Source organism: Erythrobacter sp. SDW2, from assembly GCF_021431965.1.
Classification (GTDB): Bacteria; Pseudomonadota; Alphaproteobacteria; order Sphingomonadales; family Sphingomonadaceae; genus Parerythrobacter.
The window spans coordinates 336,546-360,809 of record NZ_CP090370.1 but is presented as its reverse complement, the minus strand read 5'-3'; the positions used below and the strand labels follow the sequence as shown (position 1 = coordinate 360,809).

Annotated in this window: 28 protein-coding genes; 7 read left to right on the top strand and 21 right to left on the bottom strand. The window is 66.0% G+C overall.

From position 1 onward, the window contains the following. Positions 1–2 precede the first annotated feature (2 nt). Entirely contained in the window at positions 3–443 is a 441-nt protein-coding gene (locus tag LY632_RS01770) for a TIGR01244 family sulfur transferase (protein WP_234092101.1), read from the bottom strand. A 274-nt stretch (positions 444–717) separates the two neighbouring features. Here LY632_RS01770 and LY632_RS14335 point away from each other — a divergent pair, with 274 nt between their 5' ends. The 7 genes from LY632_RS14335 to LY632_RS01730 all read left to right on the top strand — a co-directional run bounded on the left by LY632_RS14335 (position 718) and on the right by LY632_RS01730 (position 7,583). After that, a complete protein-coding gene (locus LY632_RS14335) occupies positions 718–1,506 on the top strand; it encodes a cold-shock protein (RefSeq protein ID WP_305040821.1) in 789 nt (262 codons plus the stop codon). Between the two features lie 126 nt (positions 1,507–1,632). Continuing rightward, on the top strand, positions 1,633–2,823 hold the full coding sequence (locus LY632_RS01755) for an aspartate aminotransferase family protein (protein WP_234092100.1): 1,191 nt from the start codon (positions 1,633–1,635) through the stop codon (positions 2,821–2,823). Next, on the top strand, positions 2,823–3,752 hold the full coding sequence (gene argF / locus LY632_RS01750; protein WP_234092099.1) for an ornithine carbamoyltransferase: 930 nt from the start codon (positions 2,823–2,825) through the stop codon (positions 3,750–3,752). Before LY632_RS01755 ends, argF begins: the two co-directional genes overlap by 1 nt. Positions 3,753–3,801: 49 nt before the next feature. Continuing rightward, the gene (locus LY632_RS01745) at positions 3,802–4,707 is read left to right on the top strand and encodes an Hsp33 family molecular chaperone HslO (protein WP_234092098.1); all 906 of its coding nucleotides are present in this window, start codon (positions 3,802–3,804) and stop codon (positions 4,705–4,707) included. Positions 4,708–4,784: 77 nt separating this feature from the next. Continuing rightward, entirely contained in the window at positions 4,785–5,195 is a 411-nt protein-coding gene (locus LY632_RS01740; RefSeq protein ID WP_234092097.1) for a hypothetical protein, read from the top strand. A gap of 56 nt (positions 5,196–5,251) precedes the next feature. Then, positions 5,252–5,956, top strand: a complete 705-nt coding sequence (gene queC / locus LY632_RS01735; RefSeq protein WP_234092096.1) for a 7-cyano-7-deazaguanine synthase QueC — start codon at positions 5,252–5,254, stop codon at positions 5,954–5,956. 22 nt (positions 5,957–5,978) lie between these two features. Then, on the top strand, positions 5,979–7,583 hold the full coding sequence (locus LY632_RS01730) for an MFS transporter (protein ID WP_234092095.1): 1,605 nt from the start codon (positions 5,979–5,981) through the stop codon (positions 7,581–7,583). Positions 7,584–7,614: 31 nt separating this feature from the next. Here LY632_RS01730 and LY632_RS01725 read toward each other — a convergent pair whose 3' ends face one another. The 20 genes from LY632_RS01725 to LY632_RS01630 all read right to left on the bottom strand — a co-directional run bounded on the left by LY632_RS01725 (position 7,615) and on the right by LY632_RS01630 (position 24,239). Beyond that, on the bottom strand, positions 7,615–8,139 hold the full coding sequence (locus tag LY632_RS01725) for a superoxide dismutase family protein (protein ID WP_234092094.1): 525 nt from the start codon (positions 8,137–8,139) through the stop codon (positions 7,615–7,617). 97 nt (positions 8,140–8,236) lie between these two features. Beyond that, on the bottom strand, positions 8,237–9,367 hold the full coding sequence (locus LY632_RS01720) for an OmpA family protein (protein ID WP_234092093.1): 1,131 nt from the start codon (positions 9,365–9,367) through the stop codon (positions 8,237–8,239). Positions 9,368–9,560: 193 nt separating this feature from the next. Next, on the bottom strand, positions 9,561–10,016 hold the full coding sequence (locus tag LY632_RS01715) for a DUF2793 domain-containing protein (protein WP_234092092.1): 456 nt from the start codon (positions 10,014–10,016) through the stop codon (positions 9,561–9,563). Positions 10,017–10,036: 20 nt separating this feature from the next. Beyond that, a complete protein-coding gene (locus LY632_RS01710; RefSeq protein WP_234092091.1) occupies positions 10,037–12,217 on the bottom strand; it encodes a phage tail protein in 2,181 nt (726 codons plus the stop codon). A gap of 13 nt (positions 12,218–12,230) precedes the next feature. Then, entirely contained in the window at positions 12,231–12,614 is a 384-nt protein-coding gene (locus tag LY632_RS01705) for a peptidoglycan endopeptidase (protein ID WP_234092090.1), read from the bottom strand. Positions 12,615–12,631: 17 nt separating this feature from the next. Beyond that, complete coding sequence (locus LY632_RS01700) at positions 12,632–13,447, bottom strand: DUF2163 domain-containing protein (protein ID WP_234092089.1); 816 nt, start codon at positions 13,445–13,447, stop codon at positions 12,632–12,634. After that, positions 13,444–15,768, bottom strand: a complete 2,325-nt coding sequence (locus tag LY632_RS01695) for a DUF2460 domain-containing protein (RefSeq protein ID WP_234092088.1) — start codon at positions 15,766–15,768, stop codon at positions 13,444–13,446. The genes LY632_RS01700 and LY632_RS01695 overlap by 4 nt, the downstream gene beginning before the upstream one ends. A 140-nt stretch (positions 15,769–15,908) precedes the next feature. Beyond that, positions 15,909–16,484, bottom strand: coding sequence for a tail tape measure protein (locus tag LY632_RS01690; RefSeq protein WP_234092087.1), 576 nt, complete (start codon positions 16,482–16,484; stop codon positions 15,909–15,911). Further along, positions 16,477–16,665: a phage tail assembly chaperone gene (locus tag LY632_RS01685; RefSeq protein ID WP_234092086.1), complete on the bottom strand. Its 189-nt coding sequence runs from the start codon at positions 16,663–16,665 to the stop codon at positions 16,477–16,479. The genes LY632_RS01690 and LY632_RS01685 overlap by 8 nt, the downstream gene beginning before the upstream one ends. Continuing rightward, positions 16,662–17,003, bottom strand: a complete 342-nt coding sequence (locus tag LY632_RS01680) for a gene transfer agent family protein (protein WP_234092085.1) — start codon at positions 17,001–17,003, stop codon at positions 16,662–16,664. The genes LY632_RS01685 and LY632_RS01680 overlap by 4 nt, the downstream gene beginning before the upstream one ends. Next, positions 17,000–17,407 (bottom strand): phage major tail protein, TP901-1 family, encoded by a 408-nt coding sequence (locus tag LY632_RS01675; protein WP_234092084.1) that lies wholly within the window; start codon positions 17,405–17,407, stop codon positions 17,000–17,002. The genes LY632_RS01680 and LY632_RS01675 overlap by 4 nt, the downstream gene beginning before the upstream one ends. A 164-nt stretch (positions 17,408–17,571) precedes the next feature. After that, positions 17,572–17,964 (bottom strand): DUF3168 domain-containing protein, encoded by a 393-nt coding sequence (locus LY632_RS01670; RefSeq protein WP_234092083.1) that lies wholly within the window; start codon positions 17,962–17,964, stop codon positions 17,572–17,574. Position 17,965: 1 nt separating this feature from the next. Next, positions 17,966–18,124, bottom strand: coding sequence for a hypothetical protein (locus LY632_RS01665; protein WP_234092082.1), 159 nt, complete (start codon positions 18,122–18,124; stop codon positions 17,966–17,968). Further along, positions 18,121–18,663, bottom strand: a complete 543-nt coding sequence (locus LY632_RS01660) for a hypothetical protein (protein WP_234092081.1) — start codon at positions 18,661–18,663, stop codon at positions 18,121–18,123. The genes LY632_RS01665 and LY632_RS01660 overlap by 4 nt, the downstream gene beginning before the upstream one ends. A 229-nt stretch (positions 18,664–18,892) precedes the next feature. Further along, entirely contained in the window at positions 18,893–20,020 is a 1,128-nt protein-coding gene (locus LY632_RS01655) for a phage major capsid protein (protein ID WP_234092080.1), read from the bottom strand. 117 nt (positions 20,021–20,137) lie between these two features. Continuing rightward, positions 20,138–20,608, bottom strand: a complete 471-nt coding sequence (locus tag LY632_RS01650; RefSeq protein ID WP_234092079.1) for an HK97 family phage prohead protease — start codon at positions 20,606–20,608, stop codon at positions 20,138–20,140. After that, complete coding sequence (locus tag LY632_RS01645) at positions 20,605–20,913, bottom strand: DUF6127 family protein (RefSeq protein WP_234092078.1); 309 nt, start codon at positions 20,911–20,913, stop codon at positions 20,605–20,607. Before LY632_RS01645 ends, LY632_RS01650 begins: the two co-directional genes overlap by 4 nt. Continuing rightward, positions 20,910–22,058: a phage portal protein gene (locus LY632_RS01640; RefSeq protein WP_234092077.1), complete on the bottom strand. Its 1,149-nt coding sequence runs from the start codon at positions 22,056–22,058 to the stop codon at positions 20,910–20,912. Before LY632_RS01640 ends, LY632_RS01645 begins: the two co-directional genes overlap by 4 nt. Before the next feature lie 89 nt (positions 22,059–22,147). Further along, positions 22,148–22,735 carry a DUF4760 domain-containing protein gene (locus tag LY632_RS01635; RefSeq protein WP_234092076.1) on the bottom strand — a complete coding sequence of 196 codons (588 nt, stop codon included), beginning with the start codon at positions 22,733–22,735 and terminating at the stop codon, positions 22,148–22,150. 142 nt (positions 22,736–22,877) lie between these two features. Next, positions 22,878–24,239, bottom strand: a complete 1,362-nt coding sequence (locus LY632_RS01630; protein WP_370636581.1) for a DNA-packaging protein — start codon at positions 24,237–24,239, stop codon at positions 22,878–22,880. Between the last annotated feature and the right edge of the window lie 25 nt (positions 24,240–24,264).

Genomic DNA, 24,264 nt, shown 5'->3' with positions numbered 1-24,264 from the left:
GGCTACTCTCGCGACTGCGTGGCCAGCATTTCCATGGCCGGGCGCACCGGGCTGACGTCGTAGCCTGCCTCTGCCGCGGCGGTGGCAACCTCGTCCGGTTCCGCGCCCATGCTCGCCTGCGCCAGCGACCACAGCAGCGTGGAGCGGGTGCCCGAGCGGCAGAAGCCCAGCACCGGCCCATCGTTCGCAGCCAGCGCCTCTCGCATGGCTTCGACCTGGGGCTGGCTGAAACCGGCAGCGGTCACCGGGATGGTAACATAGGCAATGCCCGCCTCGCGGGCGGCCGCCTCGATCTCCGCGCCCGCAGGTTGATCACCCGATTCGCCATCCGGGCGGTTGTTGACGATCAGAGTTATTCCCAACTCCTTTGCTGCCGCCACATCGGCAGGGGTGATCTGCGGGCTGGCGAACATGGTCTCGGAGAGGCGGCGGAAGTCGGTCATTGCGGGCCTTTCTGGCGTATTTTCGCGCCATTTGATGCCCAAGCTCAGCCCGCAGCGCAAGTTGTCACATTGTCACAATCTCATGCGATAGAACCTGCGATGTTAAATCATTCGCATAGCGTCGCTTTGTCGGCTATGGTGTGAAGGAATGAGGGTGGGACTTCCGGGACAATCGACCCTGGCGGCTCGCATTCTGATGGACAGGGGCGCCTTGCCGTCCGGCCTCCTGTTCGTGCGAATATGTGGGCGCGCGTGGTAAGGTACTGACTGGACTATGGGTTACGACAGAGGGCGTCGCGGTCGCGGACGCGACAAGCGGGACGGTTTCGGCGAAGAGGGTTTTGATCCCTTTGGTGGCGGCGGCGACTTTGGCGGACCTCCGCCCGATCGCTTTGGCGGTGGATTCGGCGGCGGCGATCGCGGTGGCTTCGGTGGCGGCGATCGCGACCGGGGCGGCTTCGGCGGCGGCGACCGGAGTGGCGGCGGCGGTGGTCGCGGCGGCTTCGGTGGCGGCCCGCGCGGCGGCGGCGGTGGCCCGCGTGGAGGCGGTGGCGGCTTCGACCGCATGCCCCCGCAGGTGGTCGGCACCGGCAAGGGCACGGTAAAGTTCTTCAACAGCCAGAAGGGTTTCGGCTTCATCCAGCAGGATGGTGGCGGTGAGGACGTTTTCGTTCACATCAGCGCGGTCGAACGCGCGGGCCTCGAAGGTTTGGCCGAGGGTCAGGAACTCGAATACAACCTCGTCGATCGCGGCGGGAAAGTTTCGGCGCAGGACCTGCAGGTCGTTGGTGACGTGATCGCGGTTGCAGCGCGCGAGCCTGCGGCACCGCGGCGCGAACTGACCGGCGAAAAGGCCACCGGCACAGTCAAGTTCTTCAACTCGATGAAGGGCTTCGGCTTCCTTGTGCGCGATGACGGCCAGCCCGACGCTTTCGTGCACATCAGTGCAGTGGAACGCTCGGGCCTGCGCGAACTCAACGAAGGCGAGCGCTACGAATTCGACCTCGAGGTCGATCGACGAGGCAAGCATTCGGCGGTCAATCTCGTTCCCGTGAGCGAATGACCCCGACCAAGGCAAGGCAGGTTTGACCGGCCCGGCCAAGGCGCATAAAGAACACGGAAATGGCGGCTCCAGTGGGGTCGCCATTTCTCGTTTGACGAACCGAATTGCCTCCGAGGAAACCCTGCGATGACCATTCCCGCCCTGATGCCCGTCTATCCCCGTTGCGGCGTCCGCCCCGTCAAGGGCGAGCACTGCCACCTGATCGACGAAGACGGCACGCGCTATCTTGATTTCGCCAGCGGCATCGCGGTCAATCTGCTCGGCCACAGCCATGAAGGGCTGATCGGCGCAATCCAGCGCCAGGCGGCGACGCTGATGCATGTCTCCAACCTCTACGGCAGCCCTCAGGGAGAGGAACTGGCGCAGCGGCTGGTCGACAAGACCTTTGCCGATACGGTGTTCTTCACCAATTCCGGGGCAGAGGCCGTCGAATGCGCGATCAAGACCGCGCGCGCCTATCACCAGAGCGAAGGCGGCAATCCGGACCGGACCGAACTGATCACCTTCCACAACGCCTTCCACGGCCGGACGATGGCGACCATCAGCGCCTCCAGCCAGGAGAAGATGCACAAGGGCTTCCTGCCCCTGCTTGAAGGCTTCCAATACTGCGAATTCGACAATCTCGAGATGGCGAGGAAGATGGTCGGCCCCAAGACGGCTGGCTTCCTGGTCGAGCCGATCCAGGGCGAAGGCGGTATCCGGCCCGCTTCGGACGAATTCATGCAGGGGCTGCGCGCGATCTGCGACGAGCATGACCTGATGCTGGTGCTCGACGAAGTGCAGTGCGGCGTCGCCCGCACCGGCGCGATGTATGCCTATGAGCATTATGGCATCGAGCCGGACATTCTGGCCACCGCCAAGGGTATCGGCGGCGGTTTCCCGCTCGGTGCCTGCCTCGCCACCGAGAAGGCAGCGCGCGGCATGGTGTTCGGGACGCATGGCTCGACCTACGGCGGCAATCCGCTGGCCATGGCGGCTGGCAATGCAGTGATGGATGCAGTGGCGAACGACGAGTTTCTCGCCGAAGTTACCGAAAAGGGCGAGCGGATCCGCGCCCGGCTGGAACAGTTCATCGGCAACTATCCCGACCTGTTCGAACTGGTCCGCGGCAAGGGGCTGATGCTCGGCCTCAAAATGAAGGTCGAAAGCCGCCCCTTCTTCGTTCACCTGCGCGACAACCACCAACTGTTGACCGTGGCTGCCGGCGACAACACGCTGCGCATCCTGCCGCCGCTGGTGATCGGTGACGCGGAAATCGAGGAGTTCTTCGACAAGCTTTCCGCCGGAGCGGCGAGCTTCGAGCCTGAGGCCGCGTAATGACGATTCGCCACTTCCTCGACCTGTCTGATGCAGGCGGCGACGCGATTGCGGCAATGATCAACGATGCGATCGACCGCAAGGCGGCGCGTCTGGGCTGGCCCAAGGGCAAGGCCGATGCCGACGCACCGCTCAAGGATCGCGTGTTGGCGATGATTTTCGAGAAGAGCAGCACCCGCACCCGCGCCAGCTTCGACATTGCGATCCGCCAGCTTGGCGGCAGCGCGATGGTGATGGAAGCCGGCTCGATGCAGCTCGGGCGCGGCGAGAGCATCGCCGATACCGCGCGCGTACTCAGCCGCATGGTCGATGCGATCATGATCCGCACCGACGACCACGCCAAGATCGAGGAAATGGCCCGCCACGCCACCGTGCCGGTCATCAATGGCCTGACGGATGCTTCGCATCCGTGCCAGATCGTCGCCGACCTGCTGACCGTGATCGAGCAGCGCAAGGCTTTGCCCGGGCTGGAGCTCGCCTGGCTGGGTGATGGGAACAATGTGCTGCACTCGATCCTCGAGGCTGCGGGGCTGATGAAGTTCAACGTCCGCGTCGGCACACCGCAAGGTTACGAGCCGGAACAGCGCTTCGTCGATCTGGCACGCGCCGGCGGGGCATCCATCACGCTGTCGCAGGACGCCGCCGAAGCGGCACGCGGCGCCGATGTGATTGTGACCGACACCTGGGTCTCGATGGGGCAGGAGCATGCGGCGGACAAGCTGGCGGCGATGGCACCGTTCCAGGTCAACGATGCGTTGATGGCGCTGGCCAAGCCCGATGCGATCTTTCTCCACTGCCTGCCCGCGCATGTTGGCGAAGAAGTGACCGAGAGCGTCATCGTAGGCCCGCAATCGGTCGTGTTCGACGAGGCCGAGAACCGCATCCACGCGCAGAAGTCCGTCCTGCTGTGGTGCTTCGACAAGCTCTGAACGGGGCGACCCCTTACTTTCACGGCAACCATCGCCCATATTGCCGCCGATGAGCGACTATCTGATCGATGATGGCGAGACCCATGAGGATCGCCTGCTGACCTTTACCATCCCTGGCCGTAATACCCGCGGCCGGGTCGTCCGTCTTGGCCCCGTGCTGCGCGAGATTCTGGGTGCGCATGACTACCCGCCTGCGATTACCCACCTGCTCGCCGAAGCGCTGGTGGTGGCAACGCTCATTGGTAGCCTGATCAAGGATGGCGATGGCCAGATGACGATGCAGGCCCAGACCAAGGGCGGGATCGTCAACCTGCTGGTGTGCGACTTCAAGGCTGGCGCGGTGCGCGGCTATGTCGATTTCGACCGGGAGCGGCTCGCGAGTGTCGGAGCCAATCCATCGCTTTCCGCCTTGTTCGGCGAAGGCTATCTGGCCGTCACTTTCGACATGCAGACCGGCGAGGGGCGTTACCAGGGCGTCGTGCCCTTGGAAGGCGATAGCCTGGCGCAGGCTTGCGAAACCTATTTCGCCCAGTCCGAACAGGTACCGACACTGATACGCGTAGCGGTGAAGTCCGGCGCTGATGGCTGCGAAGCAGCCGGCCTGTTGGTCCAGCACTTGCCTGATGGCGAGGAAGGCCGCGAGCGCCTGCATGTCCGCATGGAGCACCCCGAGTGGGAACATGTCGCAGTGATGGCCGGGAGTATTCGCTACGAAGAACTGCTCGATGAAGCGCTGACCATGGAAACCCTTGTCTGGCGGCTGTTCCACGAAGAAGATGAGGTGAGGATTGAACGCGGCGCGATGTTGACGCGAGGATGCCGTTGTTCAGCGGAACACTACGAAAACGTCCTCAGCCGCTTTCCCGAGGACGAGCGGGCCGAGATGCGCGACGAAAGCGGAAATATCCTTGTCGATTGCGCGTTCTGCTCCCGGCAGTTCGCGATTGCGCTCTGATCCTATTCAGACCGCGCTTAACGATGTATCTGTCCGCAAAACCACACATGGACGCTGAAGGAGGGACAGGAATGGTAATGCGTTCTTACGCCCGGATGCGATCGTGGGCCATCGCACTGGGACTTGGTTTGATTTTTCTGGCAGTTCCCACGGTGGCCCAGGCGCCGTCGCTGGCCATGCTCGACAAGTTGCAGAGTGGCGAATGGGAAATTCGCTACCGCGACAGCACGCCGGTGCAGCGTATCTGTGTGCGCAACGGGCGTGACCTCATCCAGTTGCGCCATCGCCAAGCGGGGTGCAACCGCTTCGTCGTCGAAGATGGCGAAACCGAAGTCACGGTCCAGTACACCTGCCCTGGCGACGGCTATGGGCGGACCAATATCCGGCGCGAGAGCAACGTACTGGTGCAGCTCGAATCCCAAGGGATACAGGGTGGCCGGCCGTTCTCCTTTACTGCCGAGGGTCGCCGGATGCGGGCTTGTCCCTGATCGTGTGAAGCAGATTGCGCTTGGGACTGTCGTACTCTTGCGCTAGCCCATCTGGCATGAGTTCAGCGACACGCAAGGCCGCCGCGATCCTCCTGTCGGGCGGCCTCGACTCCATGGTTACCGCAGGGATTGCGCGCGAGCAGGGCTACGCCTTGCATGCGCTGACGATCGATTATGGCCAGCGTCACAGCATCGAATTGCAATCCGCGCGCATGATCGCGAAGAAACTCGGGGCAGAGCGCCATGTCGAGATCAAGGCTGACCTGCGCGCGCTGGGCGGTTCGGCGCTTACCGACGATATAGAGGTGCCGAAGGGCGGAGTCGGCGGCGATATTCCCGTCACCTACGTCCCGGCTCGCAACCTGGTATTCCTGTCGCTGACCACGGCCTTTGCGGAGGCTTCGGGCGCACGCGATATATTCATCGGCGTGAATGCGCTCGACTATTCCGGTTATCCCGATTGTCGCCCCGAATTCATCGAGAGCTTCGCCGCCACCGCCAACCTTGCGACCAAGGCAGGCGTGGAAGAGGGAGCTCCGTTCCGCATCCATGCCCCGCTGCAGCATCTGAGCAAGGCCGACATCGCCAAAGAAGCGGCGCGTTTGGCTCTCGATCCGGCGTGGAGCTGGTCATGCTATGACCCGCTGCCCGGCGGAAAGCCTTGCGGTGCTTGTGACAGTTGCCGATTGCGGCGTAAGGGATTTGCCGAGGCCGGTCTGGTCGACGGCCTGGAATATCCGGCGGGCGCGCCGCCAGTCTGAGTGTACCTTGGGGAGAGAGAGTTTGAGCGACGTAAGCGATCCGGCGCAACAGCCGGTGACGCCCGAACCTGAAAAGCAGGCTTCCAGCTATAGCTGGTATGTGCTCGGCGTTCTGGTGGTGGTCTATATCCTCAACTTCGTTGATCGCCAGATCATCTCGATCCTTGCGGTCGATATCAAACGCGATCTGCAGCTCACCGACAGCGACATGGGCTTCCTGGGCGGTGCGGCGTTTGCGGTGTTCTATGCGCTGTTCGGCATCCCGCTCGGCAGGTTGGCCGACAATTGGAACCGGGTGAGGCTGCTCAGCATCGGCCTCGCGCTGTGGTCGACCATGACGGCTCTTTCGGGCTTCGCCCGCGACCAGATTACCCTGACCTTTGCTCGCATGGGGGTCGGCATCGGCGAAGCGACGGCCAGCCCGACCGCCTATTCGCTTATTTCGGATTATTTCCCCAAGCGGCAGCGGGCCACCGCGATCGCGATCTATTCCTCCGGCCTCTACATCGGCGGTGGCATATCCCTGTTCATAGGCGCTGCCATCGTCGAATCATGGAATGTGGCCTATCCTGGCGGCGGACCGCTGGGGCTGGTCGGCTGGCAGGCGGCCTTCCTTGCCGTCGGTGTCCCGGGCCTGTTGGTTGCCTTGTGGGTGGCCACCCTGCGTGAACCGGCGCGCGGAGCGATGGACGGGGTTGCGAGCCATGGCTCGGCTCGCCCCTTCGCCGATTTTCTGGCCGATCTTTCCACTATCGTGCCCCCCTTCACCTTGATCGGCGCGTGGAAGCGCGGCCCGGCAGCATTTGCGATCAATGTGCTGGTTGCGGCCCTGCTCTCGGCCTTTGCCTGGATCATGATCCAGTTGACGGGCAATCTTCCGCAGTGGTCGGCAGTCGCTTTGGGATATTATGCAGTGTTCTCCTGGGCCTGTGTCCTGCGCGAAAAGGACGCACCGACTTTCCGCCTGATCTGGGGCACGCCGGCATTCATCTGCACCACGCTCGGCTATGGCATGGTCGCTTTGACCGCCTATGCGCTGGCGTTCTGGTCGGCGCCCTACGCTGAAGTCGTGCTAGGTCTGCCGAAGAAGGAACTCGCATTCGTGCTGGGGGCGAATGGCGCAGTCAGCGGATTCGTCGGCGTTATCCTCGGCGGGCGGCTGGCCGACGCGTGGCGTGCGCGCAACCCGGCAGGCCGGGTGCTGGTCATCCTGTTCGGCGTTGTCGCACCGGTGATCCCGATCTGGATCGGCTATTCCACCGAGAATGCAACGCTGTTTTATGTGATGAATTTCGTCGCCGGCATGTTCGGCGCGGCCGCGCTGGGGGCCGCCGCAGCGACGACACAGGATCTCGTATTGCCGCGCATGCGCGGGACGGCGACGGCATCCTTCTTCCTGGGGACCACGCTCGTCGGATTGTGTTTCGGACCCTATATGGTCGGTCAGATCTCGGACCTGACCGGCACGGTTGTGAACGGCAAGCTGGTGGGCGACCTGCGGACAGGGATACTCTCCCTGCTGGCGGTCGTGCCGGTGGCGGTCGCCTTGCTGGTCTATGCCTACCGCTCGGTTCCGGCGGCCGAGGCCACGCTGATCGAACGATCGGGCGAGGCGGTCGCGGGCTGAACGTTCCTCGGGCCGCCTCGGAAATTTCGATCTAGCTCTGCTTGAGAACCGCGCAGGCGACGCGTTTGCCGGCGTTGCCGGCCGGTTCGCTGGTGCCATCGTCCGGATCGGCGTGAATGACGATGGCAGTGCCATCGCTATCAAACAGGGCCGACAGTAGCTCGGCACGATTGCCACGAAGGTCGAAAGTGGCCGTCGCCGTGCCTTGTGCGGACACCGTCAAATTGGGCAAGTCGCCCATATGTGCGCCGTCGCTGTCCATGATCCCGTGACCCTTGCCGTAAGGGTTGAGGTGTCCCCCTGCCGAAGTGAACTCGGGGCGCGTGCAGTCTCCGGTGGTGTGAAGGTGGAAGCCATGCGCCCCTGGCGTCAGTCCGGCAACGGCGATCGCCAGCGAGACGGTGTCGCCACTGCCGAGCAACCGTGCGGTACCGGCAGGAACGCCATTGGATAATGTGAAGTTTGCGCTGCCAAGCTGCTCGGTCGGAAGTTCTCCAACTGATTGGCAACCAGCAAGGAGCGTGGCTGAAGCTAAGAGTGCGAGCGGGGCTTTCATGTCGGCGACTTTCCGGTTGTGGTGTGTTCCAACACCATAACGAAAAAGGGGCCGGATTGCTCCGGCCCCTTTCGATTTTCTGTCGCCAGGAGCGAACTTACATGCCCGAACCCGGACCGTAAGAGATCTCCACGCGGCGGTTCTGCAGTTCGCGCACGCCGTCGGCGGTCGGGACACGGTTCCTGGTTTCGCCGAAGGCTTCCGTCGAGATCCGCGCATCGGGAATGCCGCGACCGGCGAGGTACTTGCGGACCTCGGCGTTGCGACGCTCCGACAGGCCGACGTTGTACGTGGCCGAACCCGAACGGTCAGCGTGACCGGCGAGCATCACCGACGCGGTACCGCAGTTGGCGTATGCTGCCACCGCGTTGTTCAGGATGTTCGCAGCTTCCGGAGTGATGTCCGACTTGTCCCACTCGAAGAAGACGATGTACGGACCGGTGTTGCACGGCGGCGGCGGCGGCGGCGTGACCGGGCGCGGCGGCGGCGGCGTCACGACAACCGGCGGCGGCGGAGGAGTGACAACCTCAACCGGCGGCGCAGGCGGCTCACCGAAGTTATAGGTGAGGGTGCCGAGGATCGAATGCGAACGGAACTTGGTGTCCAGATCGCGGCCGGCACGGTCGACCAGCCCGACGCCGCTGGCGTTGAACAGGCGATACTTCAGACCAACGTCCCAGCGATCGTTCAGCGGAGCGCGAACACCGCCGAGGATCTGCCAGGCGAAGCCGCTGTCCGAATCGTCGAGGCCGGGGGCACCCGATTCGGTGATACGGGCATCGATTGCAGTGCGGGCAACGCCGACACCACCACCCACAAAGCCCTGCAGGCCGTCATCCGGACCGAAGTCGAACAAGCCGTTGACCATGAAGCTCAGCGCGCTGGCGGAACCACGAGCCGCATAGTCACCGGAGCGGGCCAAGGTTCCGGCAGTACCATTCGGGAAGCCGCCGAGGCCGACGGTCACATTGTCGATGTCCGCTTCGCGATAGCTGGCTTCTGCTTCGAGACGGAACGGACCGAAGTCGTAACCGACGATACCGCCGAAGTCGTAGCCTTCCTCAGCGTCGAAAGTCAGATCGTCAGCCGCGCCATTGATGTCGAATTCCAGATCCTGGACGATCATGACGCCGCCGTCGACCTCGACATACCAAGCATCGTCACGAGCGAGCGCCGGCGATGCAAGGGCCGTGGAGGCCATCGCCATTCCGATGACGAGTTTCCTCATTATAGTATTCCCCTTTTAGCGAATTGGAGCCACCAAGAGACTCCCATCTAACTTTTCCCCAGAGCAGTGGCAAGCTGACAAACACGTCAATCTGTTGCAAGAATGCCGCATTCCCAGCAACTGGTGCGATTTCTCGCCCCAATTTACACTCCGATACCCAGCCAAACGGTCAAGTAGAACTCTGGTTCCGGGCTCATGTCGAGAAAATCCCGGCCTCTGTCAATGCGTTGATCAGCGCCTCGATTGCAGTGCGGGATTCGGCGTCCACGGTTGCCCCGCCACTCGCCAGCACCGGCTTCTCCGGTGCGACCCATCCTGCACCGAACCTGAGCCATTGTCCTGTCGATTGCAACCAACAGCGCATCCCTTCGCGCGGTGCCGAAAAGAGCCAGTCTGCGCCACTGAACGCGGCGATCTGGTCCTCGTGGCCCGCCCACGTTCCGCCAGCCCCGGCAGCGACCAGCCAGCACTGGCCTTCCTCGGGCGCAACAGGGGGGGCGGCCAGACGATCCTCGACTGACAGGTGTAGCAGGCTGTCGATCCGCATGAGCGCTTCGTTGAGGACGATTTCCTTCTGGACCTGCGCTGCAAACAACAGCGGCAGATTATGCCGCGCGGAATCGGATTGGTAGGAAAGGGGATCTGTCATCGCGGAATCCTGTCGTTGCATCAGGTGGAAGGTGGCAAGTGTTCGAGCAGCAGCGCCCGGGAAAGGGCCACGCTGCCGCGCTGGCGGACCCACATCGGCAGGCCGCCCGCGACGTGCAGCAGACCGGCATACGCAGCCGCATCGAGTGTCATGGTGGGCTCGCCCAACTGCCAGCTGCGAACCGGGCTATCGACCGCACCGACGCCGACCAGCCAGCTTTCGGATTGCTCGACCAGCGGGACCTCGACGCTCTCAGGCCAGATCCATTGTCCGCGGCTGCGCCGGATCCAGCGCCAGCACCGGCCGCCGTCGTGCGTTTCTGCAGCAGCGGGATGGACGGGACAAAGCGGCGTGACGCTGGCCAACGGGTTGCGCAAGGTCGCGTAGGCTGGCTCGATGTCTCCCAGCCCGATGGCGGCCAGCCTCGTTGGCGGCACCGGCAAGGCTGGGCCGAGCGGAATTGCCGCCAGCCGATCATCCAGCACCACAACTCGCGTGCCCGGCGGATGGCCTAGTCGGGCCGCCGCCTCGCTGCCGCCCCGTCCGCGCAAGAGGCCCTTTAGTCGCCAGCGGCTGGGTTCCATGGGTGTTGCGGAAGCGAACTGGACAACTTCGTCGCCGACCAGCAAGCGATTGGCCCCGCTTGCCAGCGCTTCGGCACTTTTGTTCGCGAAATCGGGTTCGGAGCTGGAGAAAATCACCTCCGCTGACGAGTGCCGCTCGAGCATGAGAGCCGGAGAAGGGCCGAGAGGGGCGGCCAGTTCGCCGACGAGGGCGTCGGCCCGTGGCACTGCAACAACAGGTTCGAGCGTTCCGCCATCGGTCGTGAAGAGCGTGGCGCCACGGGCTGCCCCGCTCGTCGCGACTGCCGCCCATGCTTGCCGCTGCACCGGGTTTCCGCTGCCGTCCCACGGCAGCTCGAAATAATCGAGCAGCGTGGGGGCGTACGCAATGTCGGGTGGAAGGTTGGCCGACCCGCTTGCTTCGCCTCCCACCCGGGCAGCGACGGGTCGACGGCGCAACAGTTCGAGCTCGATGCCCCTTTCCCGCCATTCCCACGCCGTCACCAGCCATTCTCCCGGCCTGCCAGGAACAGCGACCAGGGTGCCAGGCTGGATTGCGGGATCGAGCTCGGCCATGCGCCAGGCCATGCGTTCGCGGCTCCATCTGGCCCTCTGGCTGGCGCTCTCGGTCAGGGTCTTGGCATTTTCCGCAGCGAGGACGCCGGGAAACTCGATCACGGGCTGGCCCGAAGTCGGGGTCGGACCGACCGCGCGCTGGATTCCGGGCTGGTAGTCGCGTACCGGATCGTAATAGCGCAAGGCTCGCGGGGCTTCATCGGATTGCGTCCGGCGCGCCGCACGCACGCCGGATGGGCCACCGAAGTCGTCCTCATCCCACGCCGCGATCGCCTGTGGGAGAGCAACTGCAGCGGTCGCGCTTTCGGGATCGGAGAAACGCAGCTGGGCATCGCTCGCCTCGCATGCGAGCGGGTAAACAGTATCGATAATCCCGAGGTTGCTTGCCAGCGCGCCGCCATCGAGGGCGAAACCCCCCAGACCGGCGAGCCCCCGCGCTGCGTTGGCGTTCATTGCCAGCAGCGCAGGCAGCGTTACCTCTCCATCGTCCGCACTCACCTCGAACGACAGTGCCGGGATGCGATTGCCGAAGTCTGTCAGGTCGAGGTCTTCGAACACGGCATAGGCACAACCGCGAAAGGCCGGGCAGGCGCCGCTTTCCGCCGACGCTATCAAAGGGTCGAGCGGCTGGTCGCCGTGCCCGCTGTGGACGCGGAGCGAGCCAGCCACCTTGAGGTCGCCCGCCGCGCCGCGCAGCAAATTGCCGTCGGCCCAGATGCGCCCGACACGCTTGATCGGCCTGCTGGAAAGCGCGACCGCAAAGGAAGTCGTGTAGCTGTAGGTGGTAGTTTTGGTCTGACCCTTGCCGCTGCTGGTGCTGCGGCTTTCGCTGAGGTCGGTCGCCCAGATGATCGAACCGCCCACGCGCATGGTGCCATGGATCTGCGGGACCGGCTGGCCGTAGCTGGAGGTCGAGACGGCGAGCTCGGTCAGGCGCGGACCTTCGCGGGTCGGGCTGCCGACGATCTTCGCATCGACCTGCCGCCCGATCAGCGCGCCGACCGCGCCGCCAATGGGGCCGCCGACCAGCGTGCCGACAGCAGAAAGGACCAGGGTTGCCATGATGCTTCCTCATTCAGGTCAGCCGCCAATGGCGCTCGATCGGCCATGGCGCGGGGAAAGGTGTCTCGACCACGCGCCTGAGCGTGGCATGGGCGTGGATGAAGCTGTGCGGGCCTGCAGCCAGCAGCAAGTGATGCTGGGCCGGGCCGGGCCACACCAGCAGGATGTCGCCGCTCTGGCAGGGCAGCGCCCCGCTCTTCGCATCCGCGCGCTCGCTCAGTCCCAGCAGCGGGGCGATGTCCGTGTTTCGCAGACCATACACGGGGGGCACGCGGATCGGTCGGCCAGCGGCCTTCAGGCAGGCCGCCACCACCCCGACGCAATCGAGCCCTGTCGCCGGGTCGCGTCCGTGCAGGCGGAAGCGGGAGCCGATCAGAGTTCGAGCATGTGCTGCCATGCACTCGCCGACCTCGCTCATTGCGCGCTCGGATAGCGGGCGAGCAGGTCATTGCCCGGCAGGAATGGCTCGCCCCGGAAGTTGGCGGCATTGGCGAAGCGCGCATGGCATGTGGCAAGCGTGTGGTCGCAGCCTTGGCGCAGGATGGCCCGCATCCCCGGGACAGTGCCGCTATCGAGCGGGGTATCGAGCAGCAGCTCATCACCCTCGACCGCCACGACTTCCATCGTCAGCCCGATCTGTGGCCCGTCGAGCCAGCGGATGGATCCGAAGGTGTGAAGCTGCGGATCTATCCCGGCGAAAGTCACGGCATTGCGGTCCTGATCGACCGCGCTGACCGCCGCCTCGCTGGTGAAGCGCGCTGCCGACAGCGTGCAGCCCGGCCCACAGAAGCTGGCGCGGCAGGTCGGGCTGGTGCGGGGGACCGGATCGGCGGCCAGTTGCTCCTTGGCGGACAGCAAGTCGGCGCTGAAACCGCCCGCTTCCTCGCTGACCGTGCCGATCGACCCGGCGTAAAGCTGGATCCGCTCGAGCGTCTCCCAATCGACCGCGCCGATCCGAACCCGCGCCCCGTCGAACCGCCCCTGCGCGAGATCGCTGGCGGCAATGCTGTCATGCGACAGCGGCCCCTGCATCTCGGCGCTGTCGCCATCGAGGGCCGAGGTCTTGCGGATCGCGCTTGGCAGCACGCCCGGCGCGGCGCGGTGCAGCACGCCATCGAACATCATATCGCGGTCATGGCTGGTGAAGCCGAGGGTGATGCCGTCGCGGCGCTCGATCCGCCACCAGGTCGCGACGCCTTCGAGTTCGGAAGCAAAGAATACCCGCGTCATACGGCCTCGCGGATTTCGATCAGCGGCACGGAGGGTGCCTCACCCGCCGCAAAGGTTGCGGCGCTGATGTCGAGCCGGTCCTCCGCAAAACGGACCGGAACGTCGAACAGGAAGCCCGCGGTCACCCATGCGCCCTGTGGTGGAGCGGTTTCGAACACGACCTTACCACCCTCGGCGAGGGTCCAATCGGAAGCGGGCTCGTCATTGACAGCCACCAGGATCGAGCCGGCGCGCGGCCGGGTGATCGGGCGAAGCTGGGCCTCGTCGCCCGCGCCGTAACGCTTCACCAGCGCGAATTCGGCGGTCAGCCCGTCGCCACGCCCGATGGCCTGGTCGGACATGGTCGGGGTGCCGGTCATCCCGTTGGAACTGAAATCGAACGGATCGCCCAGGCGGAACCCGCGCGCGGCCCCGCGCCGGGCACGGAAGAAGGCGATCAGCGTCCCGAGCTCATGCTCGGAGCGGACCCCCGGCCCCACGTCGAAGTGAAGCCGGGCATCGGACCACAGGGAATTGCGCCGTTCATGTCCGGAGGCGGTCACTGCGACAGTGGTCGAGAATTCGGGGCTCACCCCGGTGTCCCGTCCCAGTGCCAGCGGATAGAGCACATCGTCGAAAGCTTGCACGTCGGTCTCCTGATGGGCGGCGAGGCGGGTGTAGCCATCGCGGGCGATCTGCGGCTGGGCCCAGACGAACCGTTGGGTCACGCCGCGCGCTGCCGCCTCGTCGAGCCCGGCATCGATCAGCGGCCAGCGCGCGTCGGCATCCTCGGCCAGCAGCACGAAGCCCGAGAGGTAATCCTGCCGCTCGCGCGGATAGCCGAGCCGGCTATCGACCTCGGCATAGGCTGCCCGCCTGAGCGCCTGCGCACCCGATGTCAGCCAGTCGTAGTCCTCCAGCTGGAGCCGGTCGAAGGCCGGATGCGCCCAGCCGAGCGGCAGGTTGGCGCGCTTCAATTCCGGCATTTCCGGGTCGAGGATTGTCGGCGTGAAGGCCAGTAGCAGCACTTCGGCCGGGCCACTCGCCGCATCACGGACCGCCTGCGTCAAGGCAGCGGTCGATTGGGCAAGCAAGGCTCCCGCCGCATCGAGCAGGTCGAGCTGCGATGCCGTCATGGCTTCGCGCAGATCGGTTATGGCTGGCGCTGATCCACCCAGCACGGTCAGCGCAGCGTCATCATAGAGGCACGGCGCCCGGCTGGCAGGGATGACCCACCACCACGGTTCGCCGATCTGGAACAAAGCTGGCAAGCCCGCTGCTTCCTGCAAGGCGACAAAGCGTGCTGCGACTGCCTGCAACCACGCCATCGCTTGCGGTTGGGCGGGCGAGAGCAGTGCCGAAGGCGGCTCCCACCCGGTGCGCGCCGGCGTGCCATCGTGGGCGCGCTGCTGCCAGTGCTCTGGGCAATGGGCAGCGAAGAGCTCGTAGGAAAGCGACGCGATCACTGCGTAGCCCATCGCTTCGGCGGAAGCCAAGAAGGCGGCGTGCCACGCCTCGGCCGGCGTGCAGAGTGTGCCAGCCGGGCTCGCCACCAGTTCGCCGCCGCCGTCTTCCAGCCGGAAGAAGTGACTCATCCCCAGGTAATGCAGCACCCGCCCGCGATAGCCGAGCGCGCGCGCCTGCCGCAGCAGCCGGGCCGGGGTCTGGTTGAAGCTGTCGTCATAGGCGGTGGCGATCTGCTCGCCATGCGGGGGCAGCAGGACATCGCCGATCTCCAGCATGGCCCGCTCGCCCTCGCAGGCGATCCCGCTCAGTTCGACCCAGCCATTGGCGCGCGCCGGCAGGCGGGCGGTGCTGCCCGGGGCATAGCCGGGCGGGACCAGCGAAATGAACATCCGCTCGATCCGCGTCACCGCGACCGGCTCGCCCGGCAGGGTGAAGCCGCTTTCGAGCACCGAGAACGGCAAGGTGATCTGCGCATCCTCGGGCGTGCCCTCGGCGTAGTTCCACAGCCGCACATACCAGCTGCGCGGCTGGTCCAATGTGTCGAAACCTTCGATCGTCAGCGTCGGGCCATTCGCCGCATCGAGCGGGACAAGACCGGACGAGCGCCAGCGAAACCGCAGCACGGTGTGTTCGTAATTGCGATCGGTGACATAGGCGCAGAGCGGATGGTCGAGGCTGTCGACGCTGTCCCAGATCAGTCCGGCCAACTCGCCCGCATGGTGGAATTCGCACTCGGCCCGCAGGGAATCCGGACCGGTCGTCACCACGCTCGCCATCATCGGTCGCGGAAAGTTGACGGTCCAGAAGCACGGATCGAAGCGCTGGATATAGTCGTGGAATTGCCCGTTGCGGGTGCGGGCCAGCCAGAAGCTCATGGGGTTCTCCGTTTCGGCCAATGTGCCACCCTGCAACCGTCACTCCGGGCTCGACCCGGGGTCCCGCTGTTCTTCGGGCTGTGCGGCAAGGCTCAAGTGCAGCGGGACCCCGGCTCGTGGGCCGGGGATGACGACGAAGGCTAGGTTTGCAGCAGGCTTCGGTGAACAGCGCTCGCCAGCTGGCGGCTGGAGCGCTGCATGGCGCGGGGGGCGTCGGTGCCGCGCGGGGCGGCGAGGCGGATGGCGACATTGACGGTGCGGCCACCGCTGCCTTGCATTGACGGTTCGACCCGGCCCGCACTGGTCGGCACGAACAACTCGGGGCCGCGCTCGCCGACGAGATAGCCGCGTCCGGGCGCGACAGGCCCGCCGGTGGCGCGCCCGGGCAGGCCGAAGACGGTGCCGAGCAGCCCGCCGAACAGGCTACCGAGTCCCCCCTCGCCCCCTGCACCGCCGAAAATCCGGTCGAGCCCCAATTGCAGCGCCTGCGCCGCGATCTGGTCGAGCACCCGCCCGGCGAGGCGCTGCAAGTCTTCGAAGCCGAGCGAGCCCTTGCGGATCGCGCTCAGCAACCCGCGTTCCAGCACGTCGCCGGCCCTGGCGAAACCGTCGAGCAGCGTGCCGTCGAACTGGCTGCGCATCTGCGCGATATCCTCGCTGAAACCCTGCGTGCTGGCGCGCACGTCGATCAGCAGTCGGTCGATGGTGTCATCCATGGGCGTCATCCTCCATCATGCGGGCGAGATCGCTGCGGGTCAGCGGGGCGGAAACGGTATCGGTCGGTCCGAGTGCCAGCAGCAGGTCGGCCGGGGTGGCATGCCAGAAGGTCTCGGGCGTCCAGCCGAGCCGCTGGGCGGCGATGGCGAAAAGGCGGGGGACCGCCTCGGCAAATGTCACCCGCTCCCTTTCAGGATCGCCCCGAGCAGCGCGCGCAAGGGCGCGGCACAGGCGGCAAGACCTTGGGTGGCAATGGCCTCTCCGACCTCCTCGCGGGTCAGGCCGTCGCGGTTGACCAGGCAATGCCAGAACAGCGCGGTGATCTCCGACAGACGCAATTGCCCTGCTCCGGCCCGGTCGACCAGTGCGAACAGCGGGCCGATCTCGTCCTCGGCGGCGATCAGCGCGGCGAAGGTCGGACGCAGGACATGGTGTTTGCCGCTTATCGACAGCCCGGCTTCGTCTCGCATCTTGTTTGCGCTACCGCCTTCGGCTGCTTGAGCGTGGAGGCTGTTCATTGCGGCACCACCGCGCCGGAACTCTCCAGCTGCATGGTGTAATTGCGCTCGCCGTTGAAATCGCCGGCATAGTCGAGCCGCTGGACCAGGAACCGCCCGCGCAGCTTCGCGCCGTCCTCGAACGACAACTCGTAGTCGTCGATGGTTCCCGCCAGCGCATGGGCCTGCACCCGCGCTTCGGCGGTGCTGCCGAGAAAGATTCCCGCCGCGCTGACGCTGACCGAGCGGGTGCCGGCGCCGGAGAGCAGCTCGCGCCAGCCGCCGCTGTCCTTGTGTGTGACGACCACGGAATCGCCGTTGATCGACAGCTGCGTGGTGCGCAGGCCGGCAACAGTGTCATAGGCGGGCGGTTGGGCACCGTCGGAAATCTTGAGCAGGAATGCGGAGCCTTTCTGGGCGGTCATGGGGGGTTCTCCGATATGTTGAGCCAAAAGTTTCCGTCACCCCGGACTTGATCCGGGGTCCCGCTCTCCTTGAGACGGAGCGCGTGGCGCGAAGAAAAGCGGGACCCCGGCTCGGGGCCGGGGTGACCTGAAGAGGTTGGGCGGTGCGGTAGTCGGGAAGGACGTCAGCCGGATGCGAGACACCGGAAGGCGAACTCCACCAGCGTGGCGCGGACATTGTTCGCCCGCCGCTCGCTGCGGGCGCGCAGGAAGCGGGTCGTGATCACGGTGAAGCCGGCTTGCGCAGGGGGGAGCGCGAGGATGCGCTGCTCGATCGCGGCGACGGTATCGGCCAGCGCCGCCACCTGGTCGCCGCGATGGTTGAGTTCGAAGGCGACCCGGACCTCGCGGCCGTGCCGGTCCTTGGCACTCCAGTCGGCGCTGGCGCTGGCGACCAGCGCCAGCCAGGGCATATTGGCGCGGCCGGTTTCCTGCTCGTCGACCAGGTTGAGTCCGGCGATGGGCGCGGGTGCGCCACGCAACCAGTCGAGCAATGCAGCGCGCAAGGCGATTTCCATCTCACTTCCTCTCGAACAAGGGCCACAGGGCCGAAGGCGAGCGCCAGGCCCGCGCTGCGTCGCGGGTGCGCACGAGGTGCGCCAGCGCGAGTGCTCTGGCCTTGTCGGCCAGCCGTCGCTGCTGCTGCGCCGGAGCGGGCGAGGCTTCGGCGCGGATCATGCGAGCCGCATTCGGCGCCAGGGTCGCCACAGGGCCGCCACGGCGGCGGGCGGGTTGGGACCCTCGTCCTGTTCGCGCGCCCGATAGTTATGCGCTGCCAGACGCAGCACGCCGTGCCGCAAGCCATCGGGCAGTGCTTCCCACTCGGGCACGAGGCCAGCCAGGAACCGCACGGCCACGCGGCGGACCACCCCGGCGTGACGCAGGCGGACAAGGCCGCGCTGGTCGCCGGTGATGTTGATCTCGTAATCGCCGACCGGCAGCGCGCTGCGGGTACCGTCGTTAGCGACAGCCTCGACCCGGTCGATCAGATGGACGGGAGAGGCGTAGAGCCCCTGCCACTCGCAGGTCGCGGCGTGCACCTCCTCCACCGTGGCGGCGAGCGGCATGGTGCCGGTGAAGGCCTCGCAGGTCTCCAGCGCCGCGCGCAGCAGCGCGGTGAGCGATGCATCGTCTTGCGTGGTGGTGATGGCGAGCCAGTGCTTGAGCTCGGCCAGCGCGCCGCCGATGTCGGGCGGCGTGATCAATGTCCGCTGCATGGCGGTCTCCCGGATGTGAATAGGGGTGTGCCCGCACCGCTCGCCAGGGGAGGGATGCGCAGCGATGCGGGCACGTTTGGCCCCCTCCTCTTCAGAGGAGGGGGTTCGGGGGTGGTGGCGCGGCGCGCAGCGGCGCGTCGGCTCGCGTTCACCACCCCGCTGCGACCAGGACCTGCTGCGCAGGCCTTGGTCTCGCCGCCCCTCCTCTAAAGAAGAGGGGCAGACATCATCACACCTCTATCTTGAGGAGCTTGATCGCGTTCGAATCGAGCACCTGCCCGCCGACGCGCTTGGTGGCGTAGAAGTGGACGAAGGGCTTGTTGGTGAAGGGATCGCGCAGGATCTGCGTCGCGGTCCTCTCGGCGATCAGGTAGCCGTGGCGGAAATTGCCGAAGGCGACCGGGAAGGCGCCGGTGGCGATATCGGGCATGTCCTCGGCCTCCACCACCGGATAGCCGAGCAGCCGGTCGGGCTGGCCTTCGACCAGGCCCGGCTGCCACAGGAATGCCCCGTCCGCCGTCTTGAGCTTGCGGACCTCGGCCAAAGTCGCCGAATTCATCACGAAGCTCGCGCCCTGGCGGTGGCCGGCCTTCATCGTGTGGACGAGGTCGATCAGCTTGGCATCGGGATTGCTGCCGAAGCCCGCCGCATCGCCGGTGCCGATATATTGCAGCGTGCCGAAGGCGCGGTCACCGTCGAACTCCTCGCTGGTCGGCGCGTTGAGGAACCCGCGCGGCTGGTCGACGCCATTGCCGTGAACGAAGGCGGCACCTTCGGCCCGGGCGAATTCGGTCGCGATCTCGCTGGCGAGCCAGGCTTCGAGGTCGAAGCCGGCATCGTCGAGCATCGCCTGGCTGGCGGCGGGGTTGGCGTAGAGCTCGCCCGTCGGCGGGGCGATCTCGCTGAAGCTGGGCGTGTCGGTCTCGGGCCGGGCGGCGGTCTCGCTGACCCAGCCGCTGGCGGTGCCGCCGAGGCTGACGAGCTTGCTGTAGCCACTGGTGCCGGTCTGGACGACCTGGGCGATGGCGCGGATCGGGCTGATCTCGGTCAGGGCGCGGGCGATGGCCGCGTCGATTTCGCGCGGCACGGCATAGCCGCCGTCGGAAGGCACCGCGCCGCTGATCGACTTGATTTCCGAAGTCGAGCCGCGGCGGAGATAGCCGTCGACGAAGCCCTTCACTTCCTGGCTGTCGGCACCGCCGATGGCGGGGCGGGTGGCGGCGCGGCCGATCCTGTCTACGCGGGCCTTCACTTCGTCGACGTCGGAGCGCAAGTTTGCGACCTCGCTGTCGATCCGGTCCTGCCGGGCGACGATGTCGAAGCTCTGGGTAGCGGCGTCGGGGGTTTCGATATCCATTGGTATTTGTGCCTTTCGGTGGGGGATTGGACAAGCAATCCTCCCCGGAACGGGGAGGGGGACCACGAAGTGGTGGAGGGGCCGATTGGCGGTGGCGGCGCGCTTTCGACCCCTCCGTCAGCCGCCTGCGGCGACTGCCACCTCCCCGTTCCGGGGAGGATCTTGCGAAACAAAATGCACCCGCGCTCCATACTGGAGCGGGTGGGTGACGAGGCTGACTTCGAACAGTTCGATGTCTTCCAGCACGCGGCCGGAGGGTTCGTGGCGATAGCCCCGGGCGCGGTAGCCGAAGCTGAGGCCGTCGACCGCGCGGCGGGCGAGCAGGGTGGCGGCACGGCCTTGCGGGTTGTCGATGGTGGCGATGACACGCAGGCCTCGCGCATCCTCCTCGGCGCGCTCGACCCAGCCGATGCGCTGGTCGGGGCGGTGCTGCCAGTAGAGCGGGAGCGGGTTTCGGCGAGCGCTGAGCGTCTCGGCGAAGGCCCCCGCCACAATGGTGTCGCGCGCAGCATCGGGCGTGCCGAACAGCGCGGCGTATCCGGCGAGGCGCATCGCGCCGGCCCAGCCCCGGACTTGATCCGGGGTCATTTGAGCAGCTCCCCCACGCCCAGCCGCACGGCGATGCCGATCAGCAGCAGGGCAAAGATGCCGCGCACGATCCACGCCACCGCCGCTTTCCACGCGCTCGCCTTGGCATCGCGCCAGGCCTGCAGCAGCTCGCGCAGCTCGTCGATATCGTCCTGCGCGCTCTCGTCGGAGAGGCCGAGCCTATGGAGCGCGCGCTCGGCCCCGACCTCGCTCGCTTCCTCGACCATGGCGCGCAGGGTGACGAGATCGCCGCCCTCATGCGTCGCCTGCGCGATCAGCCGCGCCAGCATGTCTTCGCGGGTCATTGGCGTTCTCCTGTGATGCCGAGCATGCGGCGTTTCTCGTCGTCGCTGAGGAAGGCGGCGGCGCTGACCTGCGTCCACAGCCGCTCGCGGTCTTCGGAGAGCGCGGGCACCCGGTCGAGATCGACGCTGAGCGAAGCATCCGCGAACCAGGGCGAAAGCCCGTCGGCGATCCCGCCGAGAATCTTCCCCGCCAGCGGCAGCAGCGTCAGCCGCCACAACGCGCGATTGGCCTCGCGGTAATTGGCATAGGTGTTGTCCCCCGGCAGACCGAGCAGCATCGGCGGCACCCCGAAGGCGAGCGCGATATCGCGCGCGGCAGCTTCCTTGAGCGTGGCGAAGTCCATGTCCGCCGGGCTCATCGCCATCGATTGCCAGCTGAGGCCCCCTTCGAGCAGCATCGGCCGACCGGCCTGCGCCTGCCCGCTGAAGGCCTGCTCGAGCTCGGTGCGCAGCCGCTCGAACTGGTCGGGGCTGAGCGTGCCGCCGTCGCCATTGTCATGGATCAGCGCGCCGCTGGGCCGCGCCGAATTGGCCAGCAGCGCCCGGTTCCACTCGCTCGCGGCATTGTGGATCGCCACCGCCGCCCGCGCCGCGGACAGGCACCCCGCGCCGTAATGGTCGTCGCCCGGGTGGACGCTCTTCAAGTGCAGGATGTTGGGCCAGCCGTCCTCGTCCTCGAGCGCGACGGTGAGCGTGCGGTCGGCGAGGCGATAATCATAACCGCGCGGCCAGCCGTCGGGGCCGGGCACGACCGAGACCCGCTCGGGCCGCAAGGCGAACAGCTCGACCGGCTGGCCCGCCGCGTCCTTGGCGACCTGGACATAGGCATTGCCGTGGAGCAGCAGGTGGAGCGCCAGCGTCTCGACCAGCGACTGCCCTGCGCTGGGCGCGCGGATCAGCGCGAGAAGACGCGGATCGGTGTCGGCCAGCGGCGCGCTGCCCACCCCCTCGGCGACGATCCGCACCGCCCGCTGCGCCACCGGATTCTCGACAAACGCCTCGCGCAGCGCGGAGCCGTAGTCGAACGGGCGGCGCGTGCCCGCGTCGAAGGCAGTCGTCCAAGGCGAGATAAAGCCACGCGAAACAGGCACGCGCGGCTGCCCCCCGCCCTTGAAGGCGGAGGTCAGGGTAGTGAGGAATGACATGGAGAGTCCCTTAGCTCGCGTAGGCGCGCGTTTTTTGCCCCATCGGATTGCTCCGTGAGGTTAACCTAATTGTTGATTAATTGATTGGATTAGGCGCGTCTAAGGCGCGCAAATGCTTCGCTTTTTCGCTGCAGCCAAGAGGGCTTAGCGTACCACGATTTATCCGATTTCCAGCGCTTTGCCATCTTCTCGAACTCGCAGAACGCCTTCGGATTCTCATAGGTTCTTCGCGCTTCAAGAATATACGCTTCGACTGCGACATAATCCTTGATGTAGGTTGTGTTGAACCAGCGTCGGTACACCCGTTCGTCGATCACGCCCTCTTCGATCGCGACAGCTGTCAATTCATGAAGGTTCAGAATTTTCCGGATTGTCTGCGCTTGTTCGCTGTTCTTGGTTTCTGGCTTGGCGTAGGTGGCCAGCTTGACTTCTCCAGCCTTCAGCTCGTTGAAGGCTGCGCGCGCTTCAATGAGATCGCGATCTGATTCTTGGTGTAGAATCAGATCCATAGTGTTTCGACGCCGACCATTCTGACGTGTTGAACGAATGATGGCGAAAGCTGCAATTGCAGATAAAACTACGGCCCCGGACTGAATGTCGGAGCCGTAGGTATGCCAAAATTGATAGATGGTCGGCAGCAATTTTTGGTAGGTGTCCTTAGCCGCCCACACCTTCACGATAGATCATGCGGAGCTCCCTTCAATTGAACTGGACATAGAGTGCGGAGTCGATCTCGGCAAGGTCATTAATGTCTAAGAGGGTTATGTGTTCCTATCCGTTAAGGCGGACTGAACAGCGGTATCGACTTGTTACCTCGCATCAAAATTGCTGTATTCTCGGCTCCCCCCTCCGCGCAAGCATCAGCTCACTCAGGGCCCACACCAGCGCATCGGCCCGGTCCGGCGACCTGCCCGGCCCTTCGTAGCCACCTCCCGCCATCAATCCGCACAGCTCGTCCTCCAGCTTCGCGAACAGCCCTGCGTGCTTGACCCGGCGCGCTTCGTAGAGCGCGGCGACCGGCTCGGCGCGGGCGGATTTGCCTCGGGCGGCGTGGACCAGCTTGACCGGGAGGGTGATGTCCGCCGCGCGCAGGACGCTGGCGACCATGGCGCCGCCCTGGTTGGCCTCGGCCACCACGCGGTCGGCCTGCCACGCCTGCGCGGCACAAGCGACGGCGCGGGCCCAGCGTTCGGGGCTGGCCTTCTCGACCGAGCAATCGGCCAGCACCGCCGCATTGCCATCCTCCAGCAGCGCCGCGACCACGATCCCGCAGGCATCGCCGTTCGCCGACGCGGGCGGATCGACGCCGATGACGACGCGGCGGTGGGGTCCGAAAAGCCCCTCCCCTTCAGGGGAGGGGTTGGGGTGGGGCCTGTCAGTTGATCCGCTACAGCCCCCACCCCCCGGCCCCCTCCCCTGAAGGGGAGGGGGAGTCCGGCACTGCTCCAGCAGCGCCCGGCTCCACAATGCGCCCTCGACCTCGGCCAGCATCTCGCCGTCGAGCTCCTGCCGGCCGAGCGCGGTACCGCCGTACTGGTCGAGCATCGCGGCATAGTAGGAGTTGGGCAGCACACCCGTGTTCTGCTCGGTCCGGCCTTCGGCGACGACAACCGCGCCGGTCTTGGCCTCGGCCATCAACCGGTTCATCAGCGCGACGCTGCGCGGGGTGCTGGTGGCGAGCACGCGCGGGTGATCGCCCAGCCGCATCCCCATCTGCAGATTGTCCCACGCCGCCATGGCGCGCTGGTTGGCGTTCTCCCATTTGGCGATCTCGTCGCACCAGGCATGGCTGTGCTGCGGCCCGCGCAGGCTTTCCGGCTCGCCCGCCGAATAGAGATAGGCTTGCGCCCCGTTGGGCCAGACCAGCCGCCGCAGCGAGGGCTCGAAATCGGGTGCCAGCGCACCGGGCGAGGCGGCCAGCACGCCGCTTTCGCCCTCGACCATGACGCTGCGGACCTCGACCAGCGAGGCCCCGACCAGCGCGATCCGGGCCTCCGGATCGTGGCGCGCGACATTGCGCACCCACTCGGCCCCGGCGCGGGTCTTGCCGAAGCCGCGTCCGGCCTTGATCAGCCAGACGCGCCACGGGCCCTGCGGCGGGTGCTGCTCGTCGCGGCCCCATACTTCCCAGTGCCAGTTGCCTAGCGCCGCCAGCTCGTGCGGGGCGAGTGCCTTCTCCAGCTCGAAGCGGCGTTCGTCGCCTTCC

Bases quoted from the DNA above. Each gene is read 5' to 3' on its own strand.
- LY632_RS01770 (WP_234092101.1), bottom strand. From the start codon at position 443: ATGACCGACTTCCGCCGCCTCTCCGAGACCATGTTCGCCAGCCCGCAG.
- LY632_RS14335 (WP_305040821.1), top strand. From the start codon at position 718: ATGGGTTACGACAGAGGGCGTCGCGGTCGCGGACGCGACAAGCGGGAC.
- LY632_RS01755 (WP_234092100.1), top strand. From the start codon at position 1,633: ATGACCATTCCCGCCCTGATGCCCGTCTATCCCCGTTGCGGCGTCCGC.
- argF (WP_234092099.1), top strand. From the start codon at position 2,823: ATGACGATTCGCCACTTCCTCGACCTGTCTGATGCAGGCGGCGACGCG.
- LY632_RS01745 (WP_234092098.1), top strand. From the start codon at position 3,802: ATGAGCGACTATCTGATCGATGATGGCGAGACCCATGAGGATCGCCTG.
- LY632_RS01740 (WP_234092097.1), top strand. From the start codon at position 4,785: ATGCGTTCTTACGCCCGGATGCGATCGTGGGCCATCGCACTGGGACTT.
- queC (WP_234092096.1), top strand. From the start codon at position 5,252: ATGAGTTCAGCGACACGCAAGGCCGCCGCGATCCTCCTGTCGGGCGGC.
- LY632_RS01725 (WP_234092094.1), bottom strand. From the start codon at position 8,139: ATGAAAGCCCCGCTCGCACTCTTAGCTTCAGCCACGCTCCTTGCTGGT.
- LY632_RS01720 (WP_234092093.1), bottom strand. From the start codon at position 9,367: ATGAGGAAACTCGTCATCGGAATGGCGATGGCCTCCACGGCCCTTGCA.
- LY632_RS01715 (WP_234092092.1), bottom strand. From the start codon at position 10,016: ATGACAGATCCCCTTTCCTACCAATCCGATTCCGCGCGGCATAATCTG.
- LY632_RS01710 (WP_234092091.1), bottom strand. From the start codon at position 12,217: ATGGCAACCCTGGTCCTTTCTGCTGTCGGCACGCTGGTCGGCGGCCCC.
- LY632_RS01705 (WP_234092090.1), bottom strand. From the start codon at position 12,614: ATGGCAGCACATGCTCGAACTCTGATCGGCTCCCGCTTCCGCCTGCAC.
- LY632_RS01700 (WP_234092089.1), bottom strand. From the start codon at position 13,447: ATGACGCGGGTATTCTTTGCTTCCGAACTCGAAGGCGTCGCGACCTGG.
- LY632_RS01695 (WP_234092088.1), bottom strand. From the start codon at position 15,768: ATGAGCTTCTGGCTGGCCCGCACCCGCAACGGGCAATTCCACGACTAT.
- LY632_RS01690 (WP_234092087.1), bottom strand. From the start codon at position 16,484: ATGGATGACACCATCGACCGACTGCTGATCGACGTGCGCGCCAGCACG.
- LY632_RS01680 (WP_234092085.1), bottom strand. From the start codon at position 17,003: ATGAACAGCCTCCACGCTCAAGCAGCCGAAGGCGGTAGCGCAAACAAG.
- LY632_RS01675 (WP_234092084.1), bottom strand. From the start codon at position 17,407: ATGACCGCCCAGAAAGGCTCCGCATTCCTGCTCAAGATTTCCGACGGT.
- LY632_RS01670 (WP_234092083.1), bottom strand. From the start codon at position 17,964: ATGGAAATCGCCTTGCGCGCTGCATTGCTCGACTGGTTGCGTGGCGCA.
- LY632_RS01665 (WP_234092082.1), bottom strand. From the start codon at position 18,124: ATGATCCGCGCCGAAGCCTCGCCCGCTCCGGCGCAGCAGCAGCGACGG.
- LY632_RS01660 (WP_234092081.1), bottom strand. From the start codon at position 18,663: ATGCAGCGGACATTGATCACGCCGCCCGACATCGGCGGCGCGCTGGCC.
- LY632_RS01655 (WP_234092080.1), bottom strand. From the start codon at position 20,020: ATGGATATCGAAACCCCCGACGCCGCTACCCAGAGCTTCGACATCGTC.
- LY632_RS01650 (WP_234092079.1), bottom strand. From the start codon at position 20,608: ATGACCCCGGATCAAGTCCGGGGCTGGGCCGGCGCGATGCGCCTCGCC.
- LY632_RS01645 (WP_234092078.1), bottom strand. From the start codon at position 20,913: ATGACCCGCGAAGACATGCTGGCGCGGCTGATCGCGCAGGCGACGCAT.
- LY632_RS01640 (WP_234092077.1), bottom strand. From the start codon at position 22,058: ATGTCATTCCTCACTACCCTGACCTCCGCCTTCAAGGGCGGGGGGCAG.